At 46.7% G+C, this 22,849-nt stretch carries 23 protein-coding genes; 13 read left to right on the forward strand and 10 right to left on the reverse strand.

What is annotated here, in order from left to right; translation table 11 throughout:
• Positions 1-2: 2 nt before the first annotated feature.
• Genes EHQ17_RS05595 through EHQ17_RS05605 form a run of 3 tightly spaced genes read right to left on the reverse strand, consistent with a single transcriptional unit; the run spans position 3 to position 746 of the window.
• The gene (locus tag EHQ17_RS05595) at positions 3-206 is read right to left on the reverse strand and encodes a hypothetical protein (protein ID WP_135591256.1); all 204 of its coding nucleotides are present in this window, start codon (positions 204-206) and stop codon (positions 3-5) included.
• On the reverse strand, positions 206-511 hold the full coding sequence (locus EHQ17_RS05600) for an LIC13344 family protein (protein ID WP_135591254.1): 306 nt from the start codon (positions 509-511) through the stop codon (positions 206-208). Before EHQ17_RS05600 ends, EHQ17_RS05595 begins: the two co-directional genes overlap by 1 nt.
• Positions 512-515: 4 nt before the next feature.
• Complete coding sequence (locus EHQ17_RS05605; protein WP_135591252.1) at positions 516-746, reverse strand: hypothetical protein; 231 nt, start codon at positions 744-746, stop codon at positions 516-518.
• A 160-nt stretch (positions 747-906) separates the two neighbouring features.
• Here EHQ17_RS05605 and EHQ17_RS05610 point away from each other — a divergent pair, with 160 nt between their 5' ends.
• The 3 genes from EHQ17_RS05610 to EHQ17_RS05620 all read left to right on the forward strand — a co-directional run bounded on the left by EHQ17_RS05610 (position 907) and on the right by EHQ17_RS05620 (position 2,665).
• Positions 907-1,305: a helix-turn-helix domain-containing protein gene (locus tag EHQ17_RS05610; RefSeq protein WP_135591250.1), complete on the forward strand. Its 399-nt coding sequence runs from the start codon at positions 907-909 to the stop codon at positions 1,303-1,305.
• Positions 1,306-1,945: 640 nt separating this feature from the next.
• Positions 1,946-2,251, forward strand: coding sequence for a DNA-binding protein (locus tag EHQ17_RS05615; protein WP_135591246.1), 306 nt, complete (start codon positions 1,946-1,948; stop codon positions 2,249-2,251).
• 180 nt (positions 2,252-2,431) lie between these two features.
• Positions 2,432-2,665 carry a hypothetical protein gene (locus EHQ17_RS05620; protein WP_135591244.1) on the forward strand — a complete coding sequence of 78 codons (234 nt, stop codon included), beginning with the start codon at positions 2,432-2,434 and terminating at the stop codon, positions 2,663-2,665.
• Between the two features lie 71 nt (positions 2,666-2,736).
• Here EHQ17_RS05620 and EHQ17_RS20270 read toward each other — a convergent pair whose 3' ends face one another.
• Positions 2,737-2,871, reverse strand: coding sequence for a hypothetical protein (locus EHQ17_RS20270; RefSeq protein WP_281276512.1), 135 nt, complete (start codon positions 2,869-2,871; stop codon positions 2,737-2,739).
• Positions 2,872-3,154: 283 nt separating this feature from the next.
• Between EHQ17_RS20270 and EHQ17_RS05625 the strand changes: the two genes are divergently transcribed.
• The 3 genes from EHQ17_RS05625 (at position 3,155) to EHQ17_RS05635 (ending at position 6,959) form a co-directional block, all read left to right on the forward strand.
• A complete protein-coding gene (locus EHQ17_RS05625; RefSeq protein ID WP_135591242.1) occupies positions 3,155-3,727 on the forward strand; it encodes an RNA polymerase sigma factor in 573 nt (190 codons plus the stop codon).
• Positions 3,728-3,736: 9 nt separating this feature from the next.
• Positions 3,737-4,300, forward strand: a complete 564-nt coding sequence (locus EHQ17_RS05630) for a ClpP family protease (protein WP_135591240.1) — start codon at positions 3,737-3,739, stop codon at positions 4,298-4,300.
• Positions 4,301-4,493: 193 nt separating this feature from the next.
• Positions 4,494-6,959: a hybrid sensor histidine kinase/response regulator gene (locus EHQ17_RS05635; RefSeq protein ID WP_135591238.1), complete on the forward strand. Its 2,466-nt coding sequence runs from the start codon at positions 4,494-4,496 to the stop codon at positions 6,957-6,959.
• Positions 6,960-7,082: 123 nt separating this feature from the next.
• Here the strand turns inward: EHQ17_RS05635 and EHQ17_RS05640 are convergent, their stop codons facing one another.
• Entirely contained in the window at positions 7,083-8,765 is a 1,683-nt protein-coding gene (locus tag EHQ17_RS05640) for a B12-binding domain-containing radical SAM protein (RefSeq protein ID WP_135591236.1), read from the reverse strand.
• 135 nt (positions 8,766-8,900) lie between these two features.
• On the opposite strand from EHQ17_RS05640, the gene EHQ17_RS05645 reads away from it, so the two are divergent.
• Both EHQ17_RS05645 and EHQ17_RS05650 read left to right on the forward strand, forming a co-directional pair.
• Complete coding sequence (locus tag EHQ17_RS05645; protein ID WP_135591234.1) at positions 8,901-10,172, forward strand: esterase/lipase family protein; 1,272 nt, start codon at positions 8,901-8,903, stop codon at positions 10,170-10,172.
• Positions 10,173-10,255: 83 nt separating this feature from the next.
• A complete protein-coding gene (locus EHQ17_RS05650) occupies positions 10,256-10,735 on the forward strand; it encodes a GyrI-like domain-containing protein (RefSeq protein ID WP_135591232.1) in 480 nt (159 codons plus the stop codon).
• 79 nt (positions 10,736-10,814) lie between these two features.
• Here the strand turns inward: EHQ17_RS05650 and EHQ17_RS05655 are convergent, their stop codons facing one another.
• From EHQ17_RS05655 to EHQ17_RS05665, 3 genes are all read right to left on the reverse strand, one after another.
• Entirely contained in the window at positions 10,815-11,600 is a 786-nt protein-coding gene (locus EHQ17_RS05655) for a hypothetical protein (protein WP_135736154.1), read from the reverse strand.
• Between the two features lie 168 nt (positions 11,601-11,768).
• Positions 11,769-12,209, reverse strand: coding sequence for an ABA4-like family protein (locus EHQ17_RS05660; protein WP_135591228.1), 441 nt, complete (start codon positions 12,207-12,209; stop codon positions 11,769-11,771).
• 1 nt (position 12,210) lies between these two features.
• Entirely contained in the window at positions 12,211-13,236 is a 1,026-nt protein-coding gene (locus tag EHQ17_RS05665; protein WP_135591226.1) for a hypothetical protein, read from the reverse strand.
• A gap of 24 nt (positions 13,237-13,260) precedes the next feature.
• Between EHQ17_RS05665 and EHQ17_RS05670 the strand changes: the two genes are divergently transcribed.
• The 5 genes from EHQ17_RS05670 (at position 13,261) to EHQ17_RS05690 (ending at position 20,929) form a co-directional block, all read left to right on the forward strand.
• Positions 13,261-13,911 carry a TetR/AcrR family transcriptional regulator gene (locus EHQ17_RS05670; RefSeq protein WP_135591224.1) on the forward strand — a complete coding sequence of 217 codons (651 nt, stop codon included), beginning with the start codon at positions 13,261-13,263 and terminating at the stop codon, positions 13,909-13,911.
• An 87-nt stretch (positions 13,912-13,998) separates the two neighbouring features.
• Positions 13,999-14,205 carry a cysteine-rich CWC family protein gene (locus EHQ17_RS05675; RefSeq protein WP_135591287.1) on the forward strand — a complete coding sequence of 69 codons (207 nt, stop codon included), beginning with the start codon at positions 13,999-14,001 and terminating at the stop codon, positions 14,203-14,205.
• Positions 14,206-14,356: 151 nt separating this feature from the next.
• Positions 14,357-17,620, forward strand: a complete 3,264-nt coding sequence (locus EHQ17_RS05680; protein ID WP_135591222.1) for an efflux RND transporter permease subunit — start codon at positions 14,357-14,359, stop codon at positions 17,618-17,620.
• Positions 17,617-19,098, forward strand: coding sequence for a TolC family protein (locus tag EHQ17_RS05685; protein ID WP_135591220.1), 1,482 nt, complete (start codon positions 17,617-17,619; stop codon positions 19,096-19,098). The genes EHQ17_RS05680 and EHQ17_RS05685 overlap by 4 nt, the downstream gene beginning before the upstream one ends.
• Positions 19,099-19,168: 70 nt before the next feature.
• Positions 19,169-20,929, forward strand: a complete 1,761-nt coding sequence (locus EHQ17_RS05690; protein WP_135591217.1) for an acyl-CoA dehydrogenase family protein — start codon at positions 19,169-19,171, stop codon at positions 20,927-20,929.
• 497 nt (positions 20,930-21,426) lie between these two features.
• On the opposite strand, the gene EHQ17_RS05695 is transcribed toward EHQ17_RS05690, so the two are convergent.
• Positions 21,427-21,882: a PaaI family thioesterase gene (locus EHQ17_RS05695; RefSeq protein ID WP_135591215.1), complete on the reverse strand. Its 456-nt coding sequence runs from the start codon at positions 21,880-21,882 to the stop codon at positions 21,427-21,429.
• A gap of 55 nt (positions 21,883-21,937) precedes the next feature.
• On the reverse strand, positions 21,938-22,477 hold the full coding sequence (locus EHQ17_RS05700) for a DUF1564 domain-containing protein (protein WP_135591214.1): 540 nt from the start codon (positions 22,475-22,477) through the stop codon (positions 21,938-21,940).
• Positions 22,478-22,849: the final 372 nt, after the last annotated feature.

Consider the following 22,849-nt stretch of genomic DNA (forward strand, 5'->3'; position numbering starts at 1 on the left):
TCTTATTCTCCGATCATTTGTTCGTTCGCCCGTTCCGAAAATTCACCCGTAATCGCTCGATCCCCGACCAATGTCTCAAAGATGGCGCAACGGCTCGAAAGACTTTCGATGATCTCCGGAGCGTTTCTATCGCAGCCGTCTTCCTTTTTCAGTTTAGAAACGAGAATATTTCGTCTCGTTCTGGAGATACGTTCGACCGCGTTCATCACTCGCCTTCCTCTTCTTCTAAAATACATTCAAGAACGCTTATGAACTCGCGGATTTTTTCCCGATCCGCGCCGCATATTTTTGTCATTTCGTTTTTCATCAGAAACAGGGAAGTAATCGTTTTATCCTCCATCTCTTCGTGGTCGTTCCATCGCCAATCGAACGTAACGAATCGTTCTCTGGCGTATTCGGCGATTTGTGTGATCGATTTTTCCTTTATCTCGGACAAAATAACCGGATCCAGGTTATCCCGTATCTTGCCGGTAAGTTCCGTAGTCGAAGCTGCGGGTTGTGCGTGTCTCATTTTTTTAATCTCCTTTTTGCGGATTTAAAATACGTGTTGGGCGTTCGGCCCGTTTTAACTTTATATTCAATTTTTTGAATGTTTTTGGGATTCCAAGCGAAAGGCATTGTCCGTTTAAACTTCTACAAAGACGTTCGTAACTCGGCTCCGCTTCCGTTGCGAACGTCGTCGGGGATTCCATTTTAAGCGTGAAAAAGATGAATTCCCCGCATTGCTCTTCCTTAACGACGATCATTCTTCCTCCTTTTTGTGATTGCGATTCAGCTTACGTCTGCGAGCTTTGTGCCATACAAAAGACCGGCATTCTTTGACAAACCAGGCGTTCTCCGGCGTTTTTTCACCGGAAACTATTATACGTTAAAAATGTATTTTGGTCAATCAAAAATACGATAAAAATGTATAGGCTCGATAAAAAATTTCCGGAGCGTTTGAAAAAACTGATCGAAACGCTGGGGTTATCTCAGGCGGAATTCGCGAGGTCCATCGACCTAAAACCTGCGTTTATCAGCGACCTAATCAAAGAACGCGCTAAAAGTTTTTCACAGGAATCTTTGGTGCGTTTGAGGACGGAACACAATCTCAATCCGCTTTGGTTGATCGCCGGAGAAGGTGAAATGTTCGTTTCTTCCGCGGAAGCGAAATCGGATCGTGAAACGGACCGTTATCGTACGTTGTTGAGAAAGTTGCGATCCAAACCGCGTCTGGAGGCTCTTTTGGAGGATATTTTGGAAATTCCGGATTCCGAATTGGAATCTTTGAGTTTGATCGTGGAAAAATTCAAAAAGAAAAAGTAATTAACGTACTTCTAATTTAGAAAAAGCTAAATCGATTATCTCCGAAACATAAGCATGTCTTAGAACTTGGATCGATTCCGTAGACGTTTGAAAATCCAGTTCGAAACGTTTTAAGGCCGATTCCACTTCCCAAAATAGAAGTTCCCGTATTTCCTGAGCGGAGTCCAATTTTTTCACCAACAACAAGTGCTATTTATTTGTTTAGTATGTGAATGCCCCCCGACAAAATCCATCCAAAATCGGTAAATGTGTTTTTTTTTCGTCTTTCTCGGATCGCTTTTTCTAAATCGGTGCATATCGACAAAGATCGGAAATTGGACGCGAAATTTTCTCTATGTCACATTACTTTTCGAAGCCCGACCTATGAAAGAACGTTTCCGTTTTGTCGAAGACTGATAATTTTATAAAAATTGAATATACGTTCGGCCACATGGATCGCGGCATGATTTTCTTCTTTTGTCGATGGTTCAAATTCGGAATTTTGACGAAAGATTCGGTTTGGTTTAATCGAAGAATTCGTATTCGTAAGTTTTGCGTTAACCGCGTTTTATCGAATTTGGCCGAGGATGAATGTGCGGTCCCAAATCGGTTCGTTTCGAAAGCACTTGACAAATTTTGAATGTAATTCAAAGCCTTCCGCATGAGTGCTATTAAAGGTAATACAAGAAAAGGATCCCTATTGAAAACCGTAAAACGGGAGGACGATCGGTCCCAAAAAAGCGGCGAAATCCGTAAGGAGGACGGCGCTTCCGAAACGACGATTCCTCGTCTTTTGAGAACGAAAGAAGCCGCGTTTTATCTGAATCTTTCGGTGAGAACGTTTACGCAATACGTTCTCGATTATGAAATCCCGTTCATCGAATGGAGTCCTCGCGTAAGAAGATTTCTCGTCTCCGATTTGGATCGTATCGCTCTTTCGCTCAGAACAAAACGGCAGGTGAGTTGAAGTATTCCGTTCTTATCCTTCCTGAGTCGCGGAAATTTCGTTAGCGGCGGATCGATCGTAATGACGTCCGTTGTCGCCTTGGCGGCGGGAAGTTCGTATGGTATCTTTTACATACGATCGATAACGGTCGTATCTTCGTAAAACCCGCCCGAGTGCGGGTTCTCGTCGAAAAGAGGGCTCATGGAAGTTTCAAAGATTGGTCGATTAAAATTAGGAATCAAAGATTTATTGGTGATTTCGGGATTTATTCTCTCGGCGTCGTTCCAATACAACGCCATGTATAAGGATCATGAGATCCGGATCGTGAAGATAGAAACCGAGATGACTTCGATTTCGAAGGATTTATCGGAAATCAAAACGGACGTAAAAGATCTGATCAAACTCGCTTCGATCAAGGTCAGGAAATCGGAATAAAAACGAAGAAGAAGTAACGCGGCTTTCCCTTCGGGATTAACGACAATGTATGGAAAATGTATTTCAGAATTTTATAATATTCTCCGGAATACGTCCAGAATCTCCGATTTCGTCACTTTGACGACGTATGATTGATGCGCGCTTTCGGAGGATCGGATCGTTGCAAACGAAAAGACGTTTACGATTCCAAGGATCAATCGGAACATTTTGACCTCCCGATGAAAACCAACGAGATTCCTTTGGGGATCGTGAAAAAGCGGAGATCGGGACGAGCTTTGCCGTTATTTAGAAACGGGAAACCATTCCTCGGAGTTCCGAGCGCGTTTTATCCGGAAAAGATAACGATCGATCTTCCGTTGCGATCGTGTACGGTGCTTGACGGTTCCGTCCGCGGGATTTATATGTTACGAAAGAAATTTCAGATCTTTTTTTTCGGGATTTTTTCCGTTTTTTACGAACCGAAACGACTCGAACCGGGACTTTATACGTATGAAAGACAGGTCTTTTACTCAACTTTTAGAGAAGGCGAAATCCGGAGATCGGATCGCTTGGGAAACTTTGCAGAATCGGTTTTCCAAATTCGCACATCGTTACGCTTCGAAAATCCTCAAAGACGAGGACTTGGCTCAGGACGTGGTCCAGGAATCCTTTTGGGATCTTTATCGCAACGTGGATAAAATCCGGGTTTTGGAATCCTTTCCCGTTTTATTAAAGAGGGCTTTGGTGAAACACGGGGATAGGATTCTACGCAAAAAGGAGAATCGAAACTCTTCTTGGTCCGATTCGGTTCGGGAGGGCGACAAGGAAAAGGTGCACTCGGATTTTTGGAATCGGGAACGTAACGATCGGATTTTTAAAAGTCTGAACCGTCTCAAACCGGAAGACCGGAAACTTATCGAACTTTACTATTATAAAAATTTCACGTTAGACGAAATATCAAAGTCACAAGGTAAAACCCTTTCGTTCATTAAAAGAAGACATTCGATTCTCAAGAACATTCTGCGCGAGGGAATCGGAGAATGTTTCCGACCCGAAGCGCGTCTTCGTCTTCTTGCGGCGTAGGTTAGGATCATGGAAGCCGCAACGTTTATGCCTTCGCCGACCATCGAGTCGTTGTATCTCGAACAGAGAAAGGTTTTTCTTTGGGGAGAAGTGAACGACAATTCCGCCCGTTATCTGATAGACCGTTTTTTGTATTTGGAAGCGGTCGATCCCACACGGCCCATCACTCTTTTCATCCATTCTCCCGGAGGATCGACGTACGCCGGTTTGGCGATCTTGGACGTGATGAATAACGTTCGTGCCCCCGTGTATACACACTGTTTAGGAATGGCGATGTCTTTCGGAGCGGTGTTACTTCTGTGCGGAGATAAAGGCAATCGCGCCGCTTATCCGCACAGCAAGATTCTGATTCATCAGCCGCACGTTATGGGGGAATTTAAGGGCCCCGCGGAAGACGTGCGGATTTTCGCGGAGTCGGTAAAGCGGGAGAAAGATCTTTTAAATCGGATTATGGCCGATGCGACCGGACAACCTTTGGAGAGGATCGTTCGTGATACCGATCGGGATTCCTGGTTTTCCGCGCAGGAGGCATTGGAATACGGAATGATCGACAAGATCGTGGGTGCGGTTTAAATTCTAAAGAACGGGTTCGTAGGTTTTTCGGATTCGTTCCGTTTTTACGGTTTTGGCCGCATTCTCATCACGAAGGACCCGGGAGAATCCGGCGCAAAAAATCGTCGTAAGGAAAAATTCTTTTTACCGGAACGATCCTAAGTGAAACCATACCGAAGGAGAGTCGTTTTATTTCGGCTCGTCTCTTCGTTCTATGAGAATATTCTTTGCAGCGGCCCTGACGTTTTTATTTTCCTTTTCCCTATTCGGAGAATCTTCGTCCATTCGACGGGGAAAGGTTTCTCAACTCGAAACTACGGGCAACTTTACGCCTTTCGTATATTTTATCCGCGACGCCGAAGGCGCCGATCTTAGGGAAAAAATTATTTCCGAAAACGGCGATCTGACTTTCAAAAACGTTCCTGCGGAAATGGTCGCTTTCGGATTTACGAAAGACACTCTTTGGCTGTATGCCCCTCTGGAAAACGATTCGGAAAAGGATTATTACGGTAAATTCGAAATTTATAATCCTTATCTGGAGGAAGTGGATATCTTTTATCGTTATGATAAGGACGGGAAAGTCCACGAGATCGCGGCGGGAGCCAACCGTATTTATCCGGAAAATTACCCGACTCTCGATTTTTATCTTCGTCCCGGCGAAACGATTCGTATCGTCTGCAAAATTAAAAGCGGAACCCCGCTTCGGATTCCGATCGTTTTGGAATCCGAGAAAAAATACGGTTTCACCAAACAATTCCGATCGATCATAGTCGGTTTGACGTTGGGTTTCGGTATAGCGATGAGCTTGTATAATCTTTCGCTCTATTTTTTCTTTCGAGCAAGATCCTACTTCTATTATTTTATTATGATTTTCTTATTTACTTCCTATTTGACCGCCTGGGACGGACTTTTGCTTCCCCTTTTCAGGCCGTACTACGGGAGTTATTATCTTCCGGCAACGCTTTTTCTCATCTATTCCGCGACTTTGTTTCTTTTTCTTTTTGCGATGGAATTTTTATTTCCCGAAAAAAAGGACAAACGGGCCGAGTTCGTTTCGTGGATTTATCTTCTGGCCAATCTTCTTTTTTTTCCGCTCTCTTTTCTGTTTCCGAGTTTTTCCAATCAACTTTCCTACTATTGGGCGCTGTTCAATAATCTTCTCATAGTTTATTTCTGTTTTAAGAGGATACGGGAAGGTTTTAAACCCGCGAAAGTCCTCCTTTTCATTCATTTGATCTTTCCCGTCGCCGCGGTCGTGACGAATCTGAGTGCGACGGGTGCGATTTCCATAAATTATTTCTCACTCCATATATTAAAGATCGCTTTTATAACCCAGTCCATTCTCTTTTCGATCATTCTCGTGCAAAGGATCAAGGAGTTGGAATTCAAACTTACCGAAGGACTTCAATCCGAGATTAACAAAAACATCGTTCTTTTGAAAAAGGAAATCCAACAACGCAGGGAAACCGAATGGGAGTTGATTCAGGCCAAGGAGATCGCTGAAAAAGCCTCGAAAGTGAAAGGCAGCTTTCTCGCCAATATGAGCCACGAAATCCGCACTCCGATGAACGGCGTTTTGGGAATGGTCCAACTTTTGGGAACGACCAAACTCACCGAAGAACAAAAAGAATACATCAATACGCTTTCCGGTTCCGCCAAATCGTTGTTACAGATCATCAACGACATACTCGATTTTTCCAAGATCGAAGCGGGAAAAGTTGTCCTAGACAAAGAAGTATTTTCGATACGTTCTGTTTTGGATGAAATCCACGATCTTTTGCGTCCGCTCGCGCAGGTAAAAAAAATCGGATTCCATTTGGAAGGTAAGTTTGAAATCCAAGAATTCGTTTCCGGAGATCAATTGAGGTTGAGGCAAATCCTATGGAATTTGGCCGGTAACGCGATCAAATTCACCGCTCAAGGCGAGGTCGTTCTCAAAGTTTCCCAAAAAACCACCTCCGATCAGAAAGCGGAAATCGAGTTCACCGTTTCCGATACGGGCATCGGGATTCCGGAGGAAAAACAGAAGCAGGTGTTCGACGCGTTTTCACAGACCGATTCCTCGACGGCGAGAAAGTTCGGCGGTTCCGGTTTGGGATTGAGTATTACGAAACAACTCGTGGAGCTTCAAGGCGGAATTCTTCATCTTGAAAGTAAGGAAGGTCAGGGTTCCAAGTTCTCTTTTTCGATCGTTTACGATATCCCTTCGGAAGCGGAAATCGAGTCCATTTTAAAACCGGAAACGATATCGGATTTGGAAACGGTTTCCGCCGAAATTATATTAAAAAAGACTAAAATTCTCGTGGCGGAGGATAACGAAACCAACTGCCTTCTCATCGAACGGATTCTAAAGAAGTTAGGATACGATCCTGTCGTCGTTCATAACGGAAGGGAAGTGGTCGAAAGAATGCAGATCGAAAGTTTCGATCTGATTCTTATGGACATTCATATGCCGGAAGTGGACGGCATCGAAGCGACTAGATGGATTCGGTCTCGAAAAGGGAATTCGGAATTTCCCGTCATCATTGCGCTCACCGCGGATGCGATAGAAAGCGGTGTGGAACGTTTTCAAAAACTCGGAATGAACGATTGTCTTATCAAACCGCTCGATCTTGTCTTACTCAAAAAAACCTTGGATCTTTGGATCGATAAAATTGAAGAAAAACGCAAACGCGATTGACGAAGATTTATTGCGCCTCGTTTCGATCGTTTCGGATTGTTTTTAGGTCGAATTACGTTCGAGTTCGGTCCGTCAACACAGGTTCGGCGGCCGAAGTATATTCGGGAAATTTAATGTTTATCGTTAACCACGATCGGTCCCCGAATTTTCTCGGAGTTCTCCGGGTTCGATTTCGATTTTTCCCCCCGTCAAGGTGGTGATCGTGCGTAAATCGGAGAAAACCCGCTCGAATACGGGAAAACGAAAACGTTCCAAAAGTACCGTTCCCGTAGCCGTAGAAGCGTAAAGTTTTTGTTCGTTTAACATTTTACGGAAAAGTTGCGCTCCGATTCTCGGGCGTATTCCTCCTTCCTCCAAAAGTTTCAGGCTTTGGGTTAAGTTTAGAATTTCGTCTTTCCGTAACGGGGCGCTTTTTAGGAAATTCAAAATCCGAGTCGTTATAAAAAGAGAATATATGTCTTCACGTTCGAAATGTCCGGACGGGATCGCCATCGAAGTCAATCTGGAGAGAAAGATATCCGATTCGCTTCTTTCCGGAAATCCGGAAGCGATCGGAGAATTCGGGGTCAGATAAAAAAGGGAAGCCCCCATGAGAACGGGTTGTGCCGCGTTGAAGCGGAGCGTTTGGATCATCGATTCCAAGGTTTCCATAGGAAGCCCTAAGATTTGATACGACGTGATTTGAAATCCGAGCTTGAATCCCTCGTGTACGATCTGCAGATATTTTTCGATCGTATGCGGGCGTTTGGTGGTCTCTCGTACGAGTTTGTCCGAACTTACCAGAGCGAGGTTGAGATTGGTGAATCCCGCCTCTTTCATCAACGAAAGAAGTTCCGCGTCGAGACTTAGATAGGATATCCCGTTCATCGCGACGAATTGGACGTCCTTTTCGGGAAAGGCGACGATCAGTTCCTCGCAGAGACGTTTCATTTCCGGACGAAAGAAGGTCAGATTGTCGTCTTCGAAATCGAACACACGATACCCGAGCCGATACGATTCCTTGATTTCGTTCAAGACATTTTCCACCGTGTTTCTTCTGTATTTGGTTCCGAACGTGGTATGAACCGAACAAAAACTGCATCGATGTGGACAACTTCTGGAAGTCACGATGAAACGCATCGGCTTCCCTTCGAATAGATAGTGTTCCTTGGCAAGGGAAGATAGGTCCGGAGGAGGAAGTTCCTCCAATGGAAAGTTATCTCCTATCGGATTGATTCTGAGTTCCCCGTTTTCCTTCCAACCTAACGACAGAACCGATGTGTAGTTTTTTTTGCCTCGAAACTCCATTAGAAATTCATAAATCGCTTTTTCTCCTTCTCCTCGAATGACGAAATCCACGTTTCGGTGGGAAAGCATCAATTCCGGACACGCGGATACGTGCGAACCTCCCATCAAAACGGGAACGTCTAACGCGGATTTGACGGCGTCCGCCGTTTTTAGGGCTTCGCGATAATAGGGCGAAAATAGGGAGGAAATTCCCACGAGATCCGGCCGGATTTTTTTCGTCTCTTCCGTTATCTCTTCGTAAGAAGCTCCGAAGCGGAAGTATTCGAAAAACGCGGAAAACGGACTTTTATCTCGAACGGGATAATAGGATCGCAGATATCGTAGTTCCTGAGGAACCGGTAGCGTCCTTCGACCCGCGAGTTTTTCACCGTTGCTCCGATGAAAATCCCGGATTACAACTTCCACATCCGGCATATACTTTCCGACGGCCGCTTTGAGATAACAAAGTCCGATGGGTTGTAATCGTATGTCGGTATCGTAAAAATCTTCGACCGGAGGTTGTATGAGTAAAAGCCTCATGTTCTACCATGGGACGCGGACTAAAGCCTGAATCAAGCGACTTCGTTTAATCCAGATCGTCTCCGATTTTTTTTATACGTTGACCGCGCGTGTTTTACGGGTTATAATACGCGGGCGATGAAAGGAGATGCGGAAATGCCCTACAAACCGACACAACCCTCTATGGATCTAAGTAAACTTCTGGTTCGTATCGCGAAAGATACTTCCACCGGAACCTTGGAAGGAGTTCGTTCGCTTCTTGCCGAATCCTTCGACTGGTCTTCGAAACAACTCTCTCAGTTGTCGGACGCGCCTTTGATACAGAATACCAATTTCGGAGAATTTCTTTCCAAATCCTCCGAGTCGTTGCGGGCGGCCGGCGAAAAAACGGAAGCGGGTTTGACGCAAGCACTGACTTCCACTGCGAACGCGATGTATCAGGCTTTGGAAGCTCTGGAACACGCGGACCATTCCGTGAAAAAAAAACTCTTCGAAAACATTCCGGTATCTAGCATCGTAGGAGAATCGTTCGCCGGGCTCGTCACCGTTTCTCAGATAGAAGCGTCCTTTCGTTTAAACGGACAGGACGCGGATTTCGAAACGATCGTGGAGGATTGGAAACGTTCGAAACTGGAAGGTCTGATTCTTTGTATTCCCGGTTTGTTCTGCGACGAAGGACTTTGGAACGCACACACGGCACGCGGACAATCTCCGTTGTCCGAGGTTATGATCGGGGAAGGTTATTATCCTATCTACGTGCGTTTTAATCCGGGTGTGCATATTTCGTCTAACGCCAAATCGCTGTTAGACTTGATGGGAAAACTCCTAACTTCTCCTGAGTTGAACGATAAAAAGTTCGACGTTATCTCGTACAGTCAGGGAGGTCTGATTCTGCGGAGCGCTCTGTATCAATCCAAACGCGACGGCTCCGAGTTCGCGTCACGTATCGATCGCGCTCTGATCGTTAATTCGCCGGACGGCGGATCTTACATAGAAAAGATCGGTTTTTGGCTCGGGTTGGGTGCGGAGTCTCTGCCGATTCTTCCGGTCAGCTTGATCGGTTTTATCGGCAATCAGAGAAGCGACGCGATCAAGGATCTTTCGCACGGTATCATCCGCGAAGAGGATTGGATCAAAAACGATCAGATCGGGCGTTATAAAAACGATTCGTATTTCGGCGAATTGGACGACGTGGACGCGTATCAGATTTACAGTCTGGTTTCGCGCGAGGAATCGAAATGGTCTTCTTGGGTCGGCGACGGAATCGTGGAAAAACCTAGTCTTACTTTGTTAAGCGACAAGGTCTTCCGCAAAAAAAAGAATCCAGAGTCCAGGGTTCACCTTCTTCTGGAAACCTCGCATTATCAAGTGGTAACTCATCCTAAAACGAGGGAAATTCTGCGCGATCTTCTGAGACGCGGGATCTGATCCGCGTAATAAAGAATTATAAATCTATAATATTTATTTTACGGAATATTATAGGAAAACGGGCGATAAAAGGGGAGAAAGGAATGGAAAGGGAGATCGTTTCTAAAACGGAAACGGCGGTCGTGGGAATTTCGATCGTCACCAAAAACGAGGACGAAATTTCGGGACGGGGAAAAATCGGAACTCTCTGGCGGAGATTTTACGAAGAGGGAATTTTGGAGAGGATTCCCGGCAAAAAAAATCCCGTCCACGTTTTGGCCGTTTATACCGATTACGAATCCGACGAAACCGGCGCGTATCGTCTGCTTATAGGAGCGGAAGTGGAGAGTCCCGAAAATGTTCCGGACGGATTGGAAATTCGTTATATTCCGAAAGGTGAATATACTAAAATCACGAGCGAACGGGGACCGATCGAAAAGGCGGCCGTGGGAGTTTGGACTGAGATATGGGGCGACGCGGAACTGAAACAAAAACGTAAGTTCGCCGCCGATTTCGAATTATACGATCAAAGAGCGGCCGATCCCCAGGATGCACAATTGGACGTTTTTATCGGAATCCGCTGACGTTTATGACTGTCCGGTTGCGGTTAACGTTCCGATTTGCGAACGGATCCGTAAAACCGCGGATCCGTTTCGTTTCGTTTTAGATTCCCCGAGTATCGTCGCAAACGGGATACGCGAGCATTGTCGGTTCCGCGTTTTCCGTGATCTTATAGCTGAACATATCGGCGATATCGGACGATTTGGCTAGGTAGTATTTGTTTCGATACGTATTCAGCCAGAGATACTGATCCTTAAACGTCCAACTTTTGTTTTTTTGCGCGGAACCGATTTCGCTTAACACGCCTTTGTTGCCCATCCAAATAGGATCCAACAAACCCATGTTTTTACTTTTGCAGAACGCCTCCGCCGATTTGAAATTCATCATAGTATTGCCGATAAAAGCGCAACGGGTCCGTTTGCTGAATTGATACGAAATTTGATCGGCGGGACAGGCCGAAGTTTTCGGAGTATCGGTTTTGGGTTCGGGTTTTACGTTTTGATTTTTGCTTTCGTCGGGTTGAGTTTGTTTTTTCGATTCTTCCGCAGGTCGGTTTTGCGCGGCGGCCAAAACACCTAAGGAGTAAGTCGAATCGATATCGTTTAATTCGCGGATACATTGATTCAGGATGGAAATTCCTCCTTTGAAATTATTGTATCTCGTCACGTAGTCTTCTCCTCGTTCGCACAGACGTTTTGTTCTCAGATATCTTCCGTGTGCGGAGGATTTTTGTGCGATAGGAAGTGCGTCTATCTTACGACCGACGTTTTCCAAGTCGCGTTTACTTTTTTGAAGCAATGGATCCGTGTCTTCTTTAGATTGTCCCGATATGCCGAGAAACGAGAATATCACTAACGGCAAAAAAAAAGTTTTAAATTCCGATTTCATGTTTTGTGCGACTCCTTTGTCTGCGAACAGTACGACCGCCTTCAGTGAAAAAAACAAACGAAGGCGGTCAATCGATTCGTAAAAAGAGGAGCCGTTTTGATTTCGCCAAACATACGTTTGATTCCCCGGCCGAAACGTATGATGCGATGTCGTATTAACGAAATAGCTTTACACGAAAGGATTTCGTATCGCGAGATCCTTTCGCAAAACCGCACGCAATATCATATAGGCGAGAAGTCCCATCGGCCCGAAAAGAAAGGTTCCGATTTGACAGGGTAAAATCAGCCAACGGGATATTCCCAACTTTTCCGCATCCGCGCTTTCCCAGGTTCCGATAAATAGGTCGAAGGCGAGATAATGGATCCAACCGGCCGTCAAAGCCGCTGGATTTTGGAATAAAAGTTGCACCCCTTCCAAAGATGAAAAGTTTCCCTGCGTTTGTCCGAAACTTCCGGCCAAAAGAATCGTATACGTTCCCCCGAAAAGGATCGTACTCAGAAGTACGGTAGTGATCGATTTGGTGTGTTTCCATTTGGGAAACGTCAAAAGAAGAATCCAACCCGCGAGTGCGAGATTGCTCGTTATCTTAAATATCAGCGAAGGTTCCACGTTATGCTCCTTTGATGCGTGTTCGATTTGTCCTGCTCGAAAAAACCGGGGATAAAATTCCGGACATCATTCCTAAAAATGATATCATAAAGCCGATTCTAAACGGAAGAGAAGGTCTGATCAGAGTTTGTCCGGACAACGCTTGTGCGGTCAGAGTTCCGACCAAGACGAGAAATGATACGGAAAAAATGCGGATCGCGACGACGGAAGTTTCCTCCGTAAATTTTAATACTCCGAAAACGAAGGCCAGAAACGGAATGAGTTGCATCGCGTGAATTCCTATGAAATGAGGAATTCTCATATCGCCCGCGACGGTACTCCAACCCAAGATCGGTATTCCCGGACCAGCGTCCGGCGCTCCGAACGTATGTCCTCCGCTCGCTTCGAAACTTCCCGCCTTCATCGCCTCCAGTTGTTCGGGTCGCGGAACCGTCATCCAAAAACCGAGAATCATTCCCAATCCTGCGATGATCATCGCCCATCCTAAAGATTCACGAAGCGCCTTTTTTTCCGTTTTTTGAAAAATCAATATCGCCGCTAAAATCATATGAGAAATCCATAATATTCCGATCGCGGTTCCCATTACGCTGAAGATCGCACCGTTTAAGGGCGTTGTTACGTTGAAATGGCTGGGAATTCCACGATAGGCTTGACCGAAAATGGCGACGTTTTCCACGGTCAGCATCGCGGTAACGATCCAGGACAATCCTCGGACGTATTTTTCATTTCCACGAACGTAACCCAATATCCAAACCAGGGTAAAGGAATAGGCGGAAATCGAAATCGCGAATTTGATCGGTTTGAGCCATACTGGCGCGCCCGTGACCGTTCTTGAATCCAGGAAAAACGCCGGAACGAGTACGAATAGCACGAGTAAGTTGACGACCCCGTTCCAAAAAAGCGGCGGGTTGTTTTTCAAAGACCCGTACATCACGCTTAAAATTCTCATAAAACCTCCCAAAAGGGCCTTGACCCGATCCAGCTGGATGTTTTCAATGCAAACATATTGTGTTGACTCTGTCAACATAAAAAGTAGTCAGTAGCAACATTTATGGAAAAAAAAGTCGCGTCCAAAAAGAAAACGGGAAAAAAACGGATCTCCGATTCTTATCATCACGGGGATCTAAAAAAGGCGATTTTGACGAAATCCGAGGAGATCCTGGAAAAATTCGGAATCGAAGGTTTGAGTTTACGCGATATCGCCGCCGATTTGGGGGTCAGTCACGCGGCGCCCTACAGACATTTCCCGAGAAAGGTGGATCTGTTGTTCACGCTTGCGATTCGCGGATTTTCCGATCTTGCGGAAGAGATGCGTCAGGCTTGGGAAAGCAGCGATGATCCGATAGAAAGATTACGCTCCGCCGGATCACGTTATGTGAAATTGGCGATCGCACATCCTAGAAGAACGGAGCTTATGTTCGGCGGGACCTTGGCCTGCGAATCGGACGCTCCCGCGGAACTTTTGTCCGTGGGAAAGGAAGCGTTTTTCGGACTGTTTCGGATCGTAGAAGACGGTCGTCAAAGGGGGGTTTTTCGCGACGAGGATGCGTACGATCTTTCGTTCTCGCTCTGGAGCACCGTTCACGGTTTTGCGGTTTTGACGAACGGCAGGCAGATTCCCCCGGACGTAGTTGAGACGAGAGGAATGGAAACGATTTTGAACTCCATGTTGTCGTCCGCGGTAAGGGGCATTCTACGTTGATCCTCTCGCGGAGAAATCCGTTGCGGAAAAATTTCCGATCATCGGAAAACGTTTGTGAATTGAAACCGCTTTCACAGTTTGAAACTTGTGGAGAGTTATTCGGATTCGAACCGCGCCGCAGGCGCGGTTTCTAAATTATGTTCCCGCTGCGGTAAAGGATTTCGTTGCGGAGCAGCCGCCGGATTCTGCGATTGTTTTTCCGTAGCGTTAGACGAAACAGCGCTTCTTAAAATTCGGAAAGAATTTTCGGACTGCCTTTGTGTCGCCTGTCTCGAGGAATGGAGGGTTTCTTAATTCGTACGGATGCGTTTTTGGACCCGGATGGTCCTCGTGATCGTCTAATAAAAACTCCCGTTTAACGCGGACTCGTCCCGACGAGTTCGAAAATTAGGATCCTTGGTCGAAACCGAGGGTCGAACGAATATTCTTGTCCGAGAGGTTCCCCTTGCTTTCCGTAGTGTCGATACGAAATCCAATTTTTTCCTGGATGATGATGGCCGCGATCATTCTGTTCGGCTCGATCGGATTCTCGCGTATGGGACTTTCCCAAATGCCGGACGTCGATTTTCCGGTAGTGAACGTCTCCTTTAATCTGATCGGTGCAAACGCGCAAGTGATGGAAACCGACGTCGTCGATCCGGTGGAAGAAGTTCTGATGGCTGTGGAAGGTGTGACGGAAGTTCGATCTACTTCCTCGGACGGCTCCGCAACGGTCACGGTGGAGTTGGATCTCAGTCGCGACGTGGACGTTGCCGTGCAGGAGATTCAAACCAAACTCGCGCAGGTTTCCAATAAACTTCCGGAAGATTTGGATCCTCCCGTGATCACCAAATCCAATCCGGACGATGTTCCTATCATTTGGATTTCCTTGACTGCGGTCGGTAAAACCGAACGCGAGAAAATGCTTTTCGTTAAGGATTTTCTCAAGGATCGGTTCCAAAAAATTCCCGGTGTGGGAGAAATCATTCTCGGCGGTTATGTGGATCGTACGATCAACGTTTATCTTGATCCGCTCAAACTTTCCAGGAACGAAATCGCCGTGGACGATATCGTCAATACGTTGAAGGAACAGAATCTCGAAGTTCCTTCCGGCCGTTTGGAAAATAGGACAAGCGAAATCAGTCTGCGCGCCGTCGGCGAGGTCCCTACTTCGGAACAGTTCGGAAATATTTTTTTGAATTCGAGAAGCGGTTCTCCTCTGTTCCGTTCGATCCGACTCAAGGACATCGCCGTCGTAGAAGACGGGTTAGGCGAAGTCAGGAGAATTTCGAGATTTAACGGTATTTCCGCCGTGGGAATCGGCATCAAAAAACTCAAAGGCGCAAACGCGGTTCGAGTCGGTGATCTTGTCAAAGCCAAGGTTCGGGAATTAAAACCAGGACTTCCTCAAGGATACGATCTCAACGTCTCCAACGACAATACCGGTTATATCCGTGACAGCGTCAACGAACTCGAATTCACTTTGATCTTCTCCGCGATTTTGACCGGTTTTGTCTGTCGTCTTTTTTTGGGGAATTGGAAAAGTACGGGGAACGTTCTCCTCGCGATTCCGACTTCGGTAATCGGAACGTTTTTGTTTTTATACTTTGCCGGTTTTACGATCAACACCTTTACGATGTTAGGTCTTTCTCTCGCGACTGGGATCGTTGTGGACGACGCGATTATGGTGTTGGAAAACATAACCCGGCACAAAGAGAAGGGGAAGACCTGGTTGGACGCGTCCCTGGAAGGCGCCGGCGAAATCCGATTCGCCGCGCTCGCGGCTACGTTAGCCGTCGTTGCTATCTTTCTTCCGGTCGCGTTTATGAAGGGAATCATCGGAAGATATTTTCTCGAATTCGGAGCGACCATTTCCGTTGCGGTATTACTTTCCCTTTTCGAAGCGCTCAGCTTTACTCCTATGCGTTCCTCTTTGTACGGAGAATCTCCGGGTTTCTCCGTTTCCAAATACGGAACGCCTTCCCGTTTCGACGTATTTTCCTCGGATGCGAAAAAAAAATTCGGTTCGTATATGGATGCGGTCTCAATTTTTAAAAAATCCGATCCGTATATGGAAAGGTTTCTTTCATACAGTACGGACTTTTACGCGAGATCCGTCGATTTCGTTTTAAAATATCCGAAGTGGATTCTGTTCGGATCGACTGCGTTATTCGCGCTTTCACTGGGTTTTTTCTTTCTACTCAAAAAGGAATTCATTCCCCCGCAAGACATGGGACGTTTTATCATACGGGCGCGTTTACCGACGGGATCTTCCCTTCAAAGAACGGACGAAACGATGAGGAAGGCGGAGCAATATCTTCTCACCCGAAAGGAAATAGAAAAATATATGTCCAACGTCGGCGGATTCGGAGGAACCGAATCCAATGCGGGAATGTTCTTTGTGACGATGAAGGAGATGGGACAGCGTCCAAAAAATCCCAAAACGGGAAAGGAAATCACCCAGTCAGCGTTTTTCGGAATTTTGCGGAAGGATCTCAAGGAACTCGTGCCCGAGGCGACGTTCTCCGTTCAGGATCTTTCGCAGCGCGGTTTTTCGGCGGGAAGAGGATATCCCGTCGAACTCGTGTTAACCGGTCCCGATTGGCGGAAGTTGTCCGAGTTGTCGGTTCGGATCCTTGAGAAGTTGAAGGAGAATAAAACGGTTCTGGACGTCGATACGGATTACGTTTCCGGTCAAAAGGAGCTGCGGCTCGTGACCGATCGAGAAGCCGCCGCGTTACGAGGCGTGAGTATGGCCAACGTAGGTAACACGGTCGGAACTCTGATGGGAGGAAAGAACGTTAGTCGCTTTACCGAGAACGGAAGAAGTTACGACGTTCGCGTTAAGATACAAAAGGACAAAGGAGAAAATGCGACCGTTCTTCCCGACATCAGCGTTCGAAACACGTTCGGAGAATTCGTACGTCTAAAGGAGGTGGTGAACATCCAGGAAAAGGAGGCGTTGAAGACGATTACGAGAATCAACCGAGAACGTGCGATCCGTATCTTCGGAAATCCAGCTCCTGCGCTCGGTCAAACCGCTTCCACCGAAAAGGCATTGGAAATCGCCAAGGAAATTCTTCCGGACGGTTATTCGGTTTCGATCACAGGTTCCGCAAAAACGGCCAAAGAATCGGGGGACAGCCTTGTTTCGGCTTTGTTTTTCGGAATTCTTCTTTCGTATATGATTTTGGCGAGTCAGTTTAACAGTCTTAAACAGCCGTTGTATATCCTTCTCGCGATGCCGTTCAGTTTTACGGGCGCGTTAGTCGCTCTTTATCTGTTCGGCCAATCTTTGAATATGTACAGTTTCATCGGTTTAATCCTACTTTTGGGTTTGGTCAAAAAGAATTCGATCCTTCTCGTAGAGTTCGTAAATCACGTGCGAGCGGAGGGAAAGGATATACGGGAGGCGATTCGGGAAGGTTGTCCGATCCGTCTGCGCCCCGTGCTTATGACTTCGTTCAGTTCGATCGCGGCCGCCCTTCCTCCCGCTTTGGCTCTCGGACCCGGTGCGGAAACTAGAATCCCTATGGCGGTCACGATTTTAGGCGGAATGATCCTTTCCACATTGATCACTCTGCTTGTGGTGCCTGCGGCGTATTATTTGGGGGAGAGGGGCGGCGCCTCGCAAAATAAAAAAACCGCCGCCCCTGCGTTCCAGTTTTCGGGGTCAAATCCTCCGAATCGGACGCCCAGAAATAAAAAGAAGGCCGGACGAATCGAATGAAAATTCAAAAAAAAGAATATATAAAATATCTAATATATTGTTTCAGTGGATTCTGCCGACTTTCGATTCTTTCTTTTTTTCTGATCCCGGTCGGATGTACGGACGACTCCGCGATCCGAACCAACGACGGAATCGTGGAGCCGCGCCTGGAGGAAGTGACCGGCGTGACCACGGAAAGGCTCCGTAAAATCTCTTCGGAACAGGAATTGAGCATAGAAGAATTGTACGCGTACGCGGTAGAAAAAACCGAGCGGATCGCGCTCAAAGAGGAGGCTATACAACAGGCCGATTCTCAAAAAGCGGCGGCCTTCGCCTCGTTTTTCCCGTCCTTGTCTTTGGTTTACAACAAGTTCTACCGGGTTCCCGGCCCGAATTCCCATTTTAATCCTTTTTACACGGAACCGAATCCGTATACGGGAAGTTCTTCGAGCAGTAGTCTTCCGCCCACCGTCGGACCCGGAACGAGGTTGTTGTTGAGTGTTCCCATTTTGAACGGGGTGAGTCAATATACGACTTACAAGGCTGCCGGCGCTCTGACCAATGTGCGGATAAACGAGGCTCGTTACGAATCGGGACGGTTGTATCTTGAAATCGCACAAGCATATTATAATGTTCTACAGTTAAAGGAAATCATTCTTTTGGAGGAGAAAAAGACCGAGCTCGTCCGAAAAACGATACAGGAACGGAGAAGGCTTTTTTCGCTCGGTAGAATTACCCGCGCCGGTTTGAGCGGGGCAGAGGCGGATTTTTCGAGATCGGAAGCTGCACTCGAGGATTTTCGATATCAGCTCAAACAAAGCGAAATGATTTTGGAAAGTCTCGTCGGCGCGGGAGAAGGGGGACTTCGTCTTGCCGTTCCAAAGGATCCGATCCGGTTTCCGCAGAATCTTCTTCCCGAAGAAAGAACCGCAAAACGATACGACGTGATCGCCGCACGGGAAAATCTGAAGATGGCGGAATTGAATCTCAAAAAGGCTTGGGGAGGTCATCTTCCTTCCGTTACTTTAAATAATTATTATACGATTCCGGAACACAATACTACGCCTAACAAGGATATAACGATGCAGCTTTCGATCAACGTTCCACTGTTATCGGCGGGAACGATCACGGCCGGAGTAAAACAAGCCGAATCGGCGGTCCGACAAGCGGAACTTCAATTGTCCCAAGCGAAGCGGATCGCTTCGGACGAAATCCGGAAAGCCTACGAGAGTTCTCTCAATTCTGCGAGGTTATTGGCTTTGTATGCGAAAGCGAGAAATTCCGCGGAATCCAATCTGAGCAGTCAGAGAAGGGGATTCAGTTATAAGACCGCTTCGCGTTTGGACCTTCTCGTTTCCGAGACTTCCTTTTTGGATTCGGAAATCGCCTATCGAAAGGCGTTTTATCAACATTCCCTCAACGCGGTCTGGTATTCGGTTGCGATCGGAGAATCTCCTAAATTAAAAAAATCGAAAGAAGAGGACGGAACCGCGAATTGATTTCGTTGTACGCTTGACATATCCTCTCCACGATTTTAACTAATGGGCAAAGTCGAGAGGTAGGATCCCCATGATAATCAGCAATTACTTTCAGGACAACGAAGATCTCAAACTCGTGTTTAACGATTTGATCGATTGGGATGAAATCGTTCACGCCTACGAACAAGGTTTTCACGACGCGGACGCTTATAAAAAGAACGGAAACGAACGTTTAGCCTATGCGCCGACCAACGTAGAGGAAGCGAAGGAATATTATCAATCCGTATTACAATCGTTAGGTGAAATTATGGGAGAGTTCGTCGCCCCCCGAAGCAAGGAAATGGATCGTATCGGACTCAAATATGAAAACGGAAAAGTTTCCTTTCCTAAGGCGCAAGAGGAATGTTATACGACTCTGCGGGACGCGGGTCTGATGCCGATTTCTATCAGCAGGAAATACGGCGGAATGGGACTTCCCGCGACCGTCCAATCCTTTATGTGCGAAATTTCGGCTCGGGCAGACGCTGCGTTTTGTCTCGCATACGGCAACATCAACATCGTAGAAATTATGGAACGATACGCTTCGGATGAGATGTGCGAAAAATGGATTCCGGAAATCGCCTCCGGCAAATACAGCGCGGCCATGGCTTTGACCGAACCGAATTACGGATCCGATCTTCCCAACGTCCAAACGAGAGCGACTCAGGACGCGGACGGAACTTGGAGAATCAACGGAGCGAAACGTTTCATCACGCACGCCTGCGGATATATCGACGCTCCTTCTGTCATTCTCACGTTAGCCAGAACCGGTTCTCCGGAAAGCGGTGCCCGAGGTTTGTCCTTCTTTTTGGTGAAAGGAACCGACGTTCATATCGCCGGAGTAGAACACAAGATGGGTTTACATTGTTCGCCTACGTGCGAGGTCGTTTTTGAAAATTCCCCGGGAGAATTGATCGGTAAAACCGGATACGGTTTGGTGAAGTATTCCATGGGAATGATGAATGCTGCCCGATTGACGATCGCCACACAATCTTTGGGGATTGCGACCGCCGCTTATTTCGAAGGAAAAAAATACGCTTCGGAAAGAATCCAATTCGGTAAACCGATCGAGCGGATTCCCGCGGTCAAAAAAATGTTGGATCGTATGGAGCGCGAAATTCTCGCCACGAGAGTTTTGATCGCGGAGACGGGAAAGGCGATCGATCTATATCATTGGCCTAAAGAACATCGAATTAAGGTGGAAGGAAAATCGGAAAAAGAAGTCGGTCAGGATGAAACGATTCGTCGTTGGGAAAAGTTGGCCGATCTGTTTACTCCTATGAGTAAATACTACGCTTCGGAAGGATGCGTGTCCATCGCTTCGGACGCGTTGCAGATTCACGGAGGTAGCGGTTATACGGAAGATTACGACGTAGCGCGGATTTATCGGGATAGCAGAATTACCACGATCTACGAAGGGACGACGCAGTTGCAGGTTGTGGCCGCGATCGGCGGGGTCGTTTCCGGCATGTCTCCTACCGGGCATTTGCGTCAATACGCGGAGGGGGAGTTGTCCAAGTTCTCGGCTTCCGAAGATTTAAAGAAGGTTTGGAGCGATCTGGAAACCGCGGTCGGTTTATATAAATCGATTCAGGAAGGAAACGTCAAAGACACGTTGGCCTTCGAAGTCGTAGAGACGGCGGCTCGTTTCGTTTGTGGAATGTTACTGGAACGTTCTTTGAAAGTTCTTTCCGGCGAGGATTTGGAGAAACGAAGAGCGGTTGCCGCCGCATACAATGTGGATAGTCTTGCGACCGCAAGCGCGAATCTGTTTAAGTTGGAACGCGCCGCGAAACAAGCGGTTCCGGCCTAACGAAGATTAGTCGGCGTTTCGACGATTTTCGGATTTTAATTCGATTCTCCGAAGGACGTGCGGAAAGCTCGTTCTTCGGAAGATCCTATTTTTCGGAAACGATAGATTCCCGTTTCCGTTCTTTCCTCAATGACGATCTTACGCTTCTGGTTTGGGATAAGGATTTCCTTACGAAGGGAACGGTTCCGCAGGCATTCATTATTCAAATAATATAATATTTGAATGTTTTTTAAAACGATGAAAAGCGGTTTCTATCTCCGAAAAGGAGGTTTTTCCATATTCGATGTTTCCTTAAATTTCCAACAAGAATCGGGCGGATATCGATTTCAACTGTATTCGGAACTTCTTAAAACCAACCGAACTTTGTCGAAATTCCGCGAAAGACGTTGATCTAAATTATTTCGCCAAGGATTCGAATTCGACGTCCCGGCGGGATGCGGGTATTGTGGCTTCGCGAAAATGTCAATCGTTTCCGATGTCTTCCTTCGGAGTGAATTTCAATCTCCGCCGTAACGATTTCCCATGACGGCTAACGTTACTGTCGCTTTTGCCACGAGTTTCTCCCTTTGTTTGTGATCCGCATAAACCTCCGAATCAACTACGATGACCGTAGCTCCTTGATAAAATACTTTCGCGTTACATCGAAGGCGATTTCCGATTCCGGGTCGAAGCAGATTGATTTTGAATTCTAAGGTTAGAATGATCTGTTCTTTTCCGACGAGCGTAGCCGCGGCTCCGCCTGCCGTATGATCCGCGAGTGTTGAAATTACTCCCGCGTGAACGTAGCCGTTCTGCTGAAGGTGTTTGTCTTTGATATCTACGTAACTCGTAAGTAATCCCGGTTCGACGTCACCGATTTGAATTTCAAGCAGATTGATAAAATTCGCCCTGTAAAAGATTTCGCGTACCTTCGTTTCGTACTCGGGGTTACGAGGTTTTGGTTTTTTATTCATGCGAGGTATGGTTTAAAAGTTTGATCGGAAGCTGCAAATTCTTTTGCGGCCTTTTTTAGGGTGAATTCCAATATTGTGAGTCGGCTGCGTAAAAAATGGACTCAGGATCGCAACGTAAGCGTCGATAAACTTCGCTGTGGGTCAGGTCGAGGTGGAAAATATAGCTGTAAGACCTGTGGAAGGTTGGAGTTCCCGCATTCATCATCTCTACGATAGAATCTCCGACCTCTACTTCCTCCAACCAAAGAAGATAATTAAAAAGATAACAACGGGAAACCCCGTGGGCCTGGGCAAACAACCCTAACAAAGCCCAACTCGCCGTGCTCAACCGAACGTTCACCCGTCTCATATGCGAAGTTTCGGAACTCGGCTGATATAAGGTTTTCCGAGCCTGATCGTTCAAACGTTTTGCATTCGAAAGATATTTTCCGTAGGTGCACAAAAATTCCGGAATTCTTTTCGGTAAATCACGCGCCTTAATTTCTCCGTAGCGAAGCCAGGTTTTTTCCGGAATCAAAATCGTCACAGTTTCCATCCGATTTTCCCGGAGGCTGGATCGAATTTCCTCTTCCGTATTCAACAGTATCGTTCCCATACCGAGTTAGGTTCCTGGTCGAAAACGTTCCGATCGGATTTTCCAAAAAAAAGTCGGATTCTAAAATAAAAAAACGAAACCGGAAAGGGAACAAAAATAGAAACCGCAGAAAATTCGCCTCACTGCGCGCAAAAACATCTGGCGATCGGAGGAAACGTCAAGAGGGAAGGGAACCGGAACTCTCACCAGCAAGGCCCACAACCAACGGCAAATCCATCGAATTCATCCACAAAATCCCAAAAGGACCGAACCCGACGAATAACCTTTGTTCTTCCTTTTTTCCGTTTTCGGTCTTCGGCGACGATTCACCGTTTTCGAAGAAAAAAGTTTCCCGTTCACGAACTCGAGTCGCGCAAATTCTTCGCAAACCCG

This window comes from Leptospira gomenensis (assembly GCF_004770155.1).
Classification (GTDB): Bacteria; Spirochaetota; Leptospiria; order Leptospirales; family Leptospiraceae; genus Leptospira; species Leptospira gomenensis.

Coding starts and splice junctions, on each gene's coding strand:
- EHQ17_RS05600 (WP_135591254.1), bottom strand. CDS start 511: ATGAGACACGCACAACCCGCAGCTTCGACTACGGAACTTACCGGCAAG.
- EHQ17_RS05650 (WP_135591232.1), top strand. CDS start 10,256: ATGGAAAGGGAGATCGTTTCTAAAACGGAAACGGCGGTCGTGGGAATT.
- EHQ17_RS05700 (WP_135591214.1), bottom strand. CDS start 22,477: ATGGGAACGATACTGTTGAATACGGAAGAGGAAATTCGATCCAGCCTC.
- EHQ17_RS05690 (WP_135591217.1), top strand. CDS start 19,169: ATGATAATCAGCAATTACTTTCAGGACAACGAAGATCTCAAACTCGTG.
- EHQ17_RS05610 (WP_135591250.1), top strand. CDS start 907: ATGTATAGGCTCGATAAAAAATTTCCGGAGCGTTTGAAAAAACTGATC.
- EHQ17_RS05635 (WP_135591238.1), top strand. CDS start 4,494: ATGAGAATATTCTTTGCAGCGGCCCTGACGTTTTTATTTTCCTTTTCC.
- EHQ17_RS05685 (WP_135591220.1), top strand. CDS start 17,617: ATGAAAATTCAAAAAAAAGAATATATAAAATATCTAATATATTGTTTC.
- EHQ17_RS05595 (WP_135591256.1), bottom strand. CDS start 206: ATGAACGCGGTCGAACGTATCTCCAGAACGAGACGAAATATTCTCGTT.
- EHQ17_RS05620 (WP_135591244.1), top strand. CDS start 2,432: ATGGAAGTTTCAAAGATTGGTCGATTAAAATTAGGAATCAAAGATTTA.
- EHQ17_RS05615 (WP_135591246.1), top strand. CDS start 1,946: ATGAGTGCTATTAAAGGTAATACAAGAAAAGGATCCCTATTGAAAACC.
- EHQ17_RS05655 (WP_135736154.1), bottom strand. CDS start 11,600: ATGAAATCGGAATTTAAAACTTTTTTTTTGCCGTTAGTGATATTCTCG.
- EHQ17_RS20270 (WP_281276512.1), bottom strand. CDS start 2,871: ATGTTCCGATTGATCCTTGGAATCGTAAACGTCTTTTCGTTTGCAACG.
- EHQ17_RS05670 (WP_135591224.1), top strand. CDS start 13,261: ATGGAAAAAAAAGTCGCGTCCAAAAAGAAAACGGGAAAAAAACGGATC.
- EHQ17_RS05645 (WP_135591234.1), top strand. CDS start 8,901: ATGCCCTACAAACCGACACAACCCTCTATGGATCTAAGTAAACTTCTG.
- EHQ17_RS05630 (WP_135591240.1), top strand. CDS start 3,737: ATGGAAGCCGCAACGTTTATGCCTTCGCCGACCATCGAGTCGTTGTAT.
- EHQ17_RS05605 (WP_135591252.1), bottom strand. CDS start 746: ATGATCGTCGTTAAGGAAGAGCAATGCGGGGAATTCATCTTTTTCACG.
- EHQ17_RS05640 (WP_135591236.1), bottom strand. CDS start 8,765: ATGAGGCTTTTACTCATACAACCTCCGGTCGAAGATTTTTACGATACC.
- EHQ17_RS05625 (WP_135591242.1), top strand. CDS start 3,155: ATGAAAGACAGGTCTTTTACTCAACTTTTAGAGAAGGCGAAATCCGGA.
- EHQ17_RS05695 (WP_135591215.1), bottom strand. CDS start 21,882: ATGAATAAAAAACCAAAACCTCGTAACCCCGAGTACGAAACGAAGGTA.
- EHQ17_RS05665 (WP_135591226.1), bottom strand. CDS start 13,236: ATGTTGACAGAGTCAACACAATATGTTTGCATTGAAAACATCCAGCTG.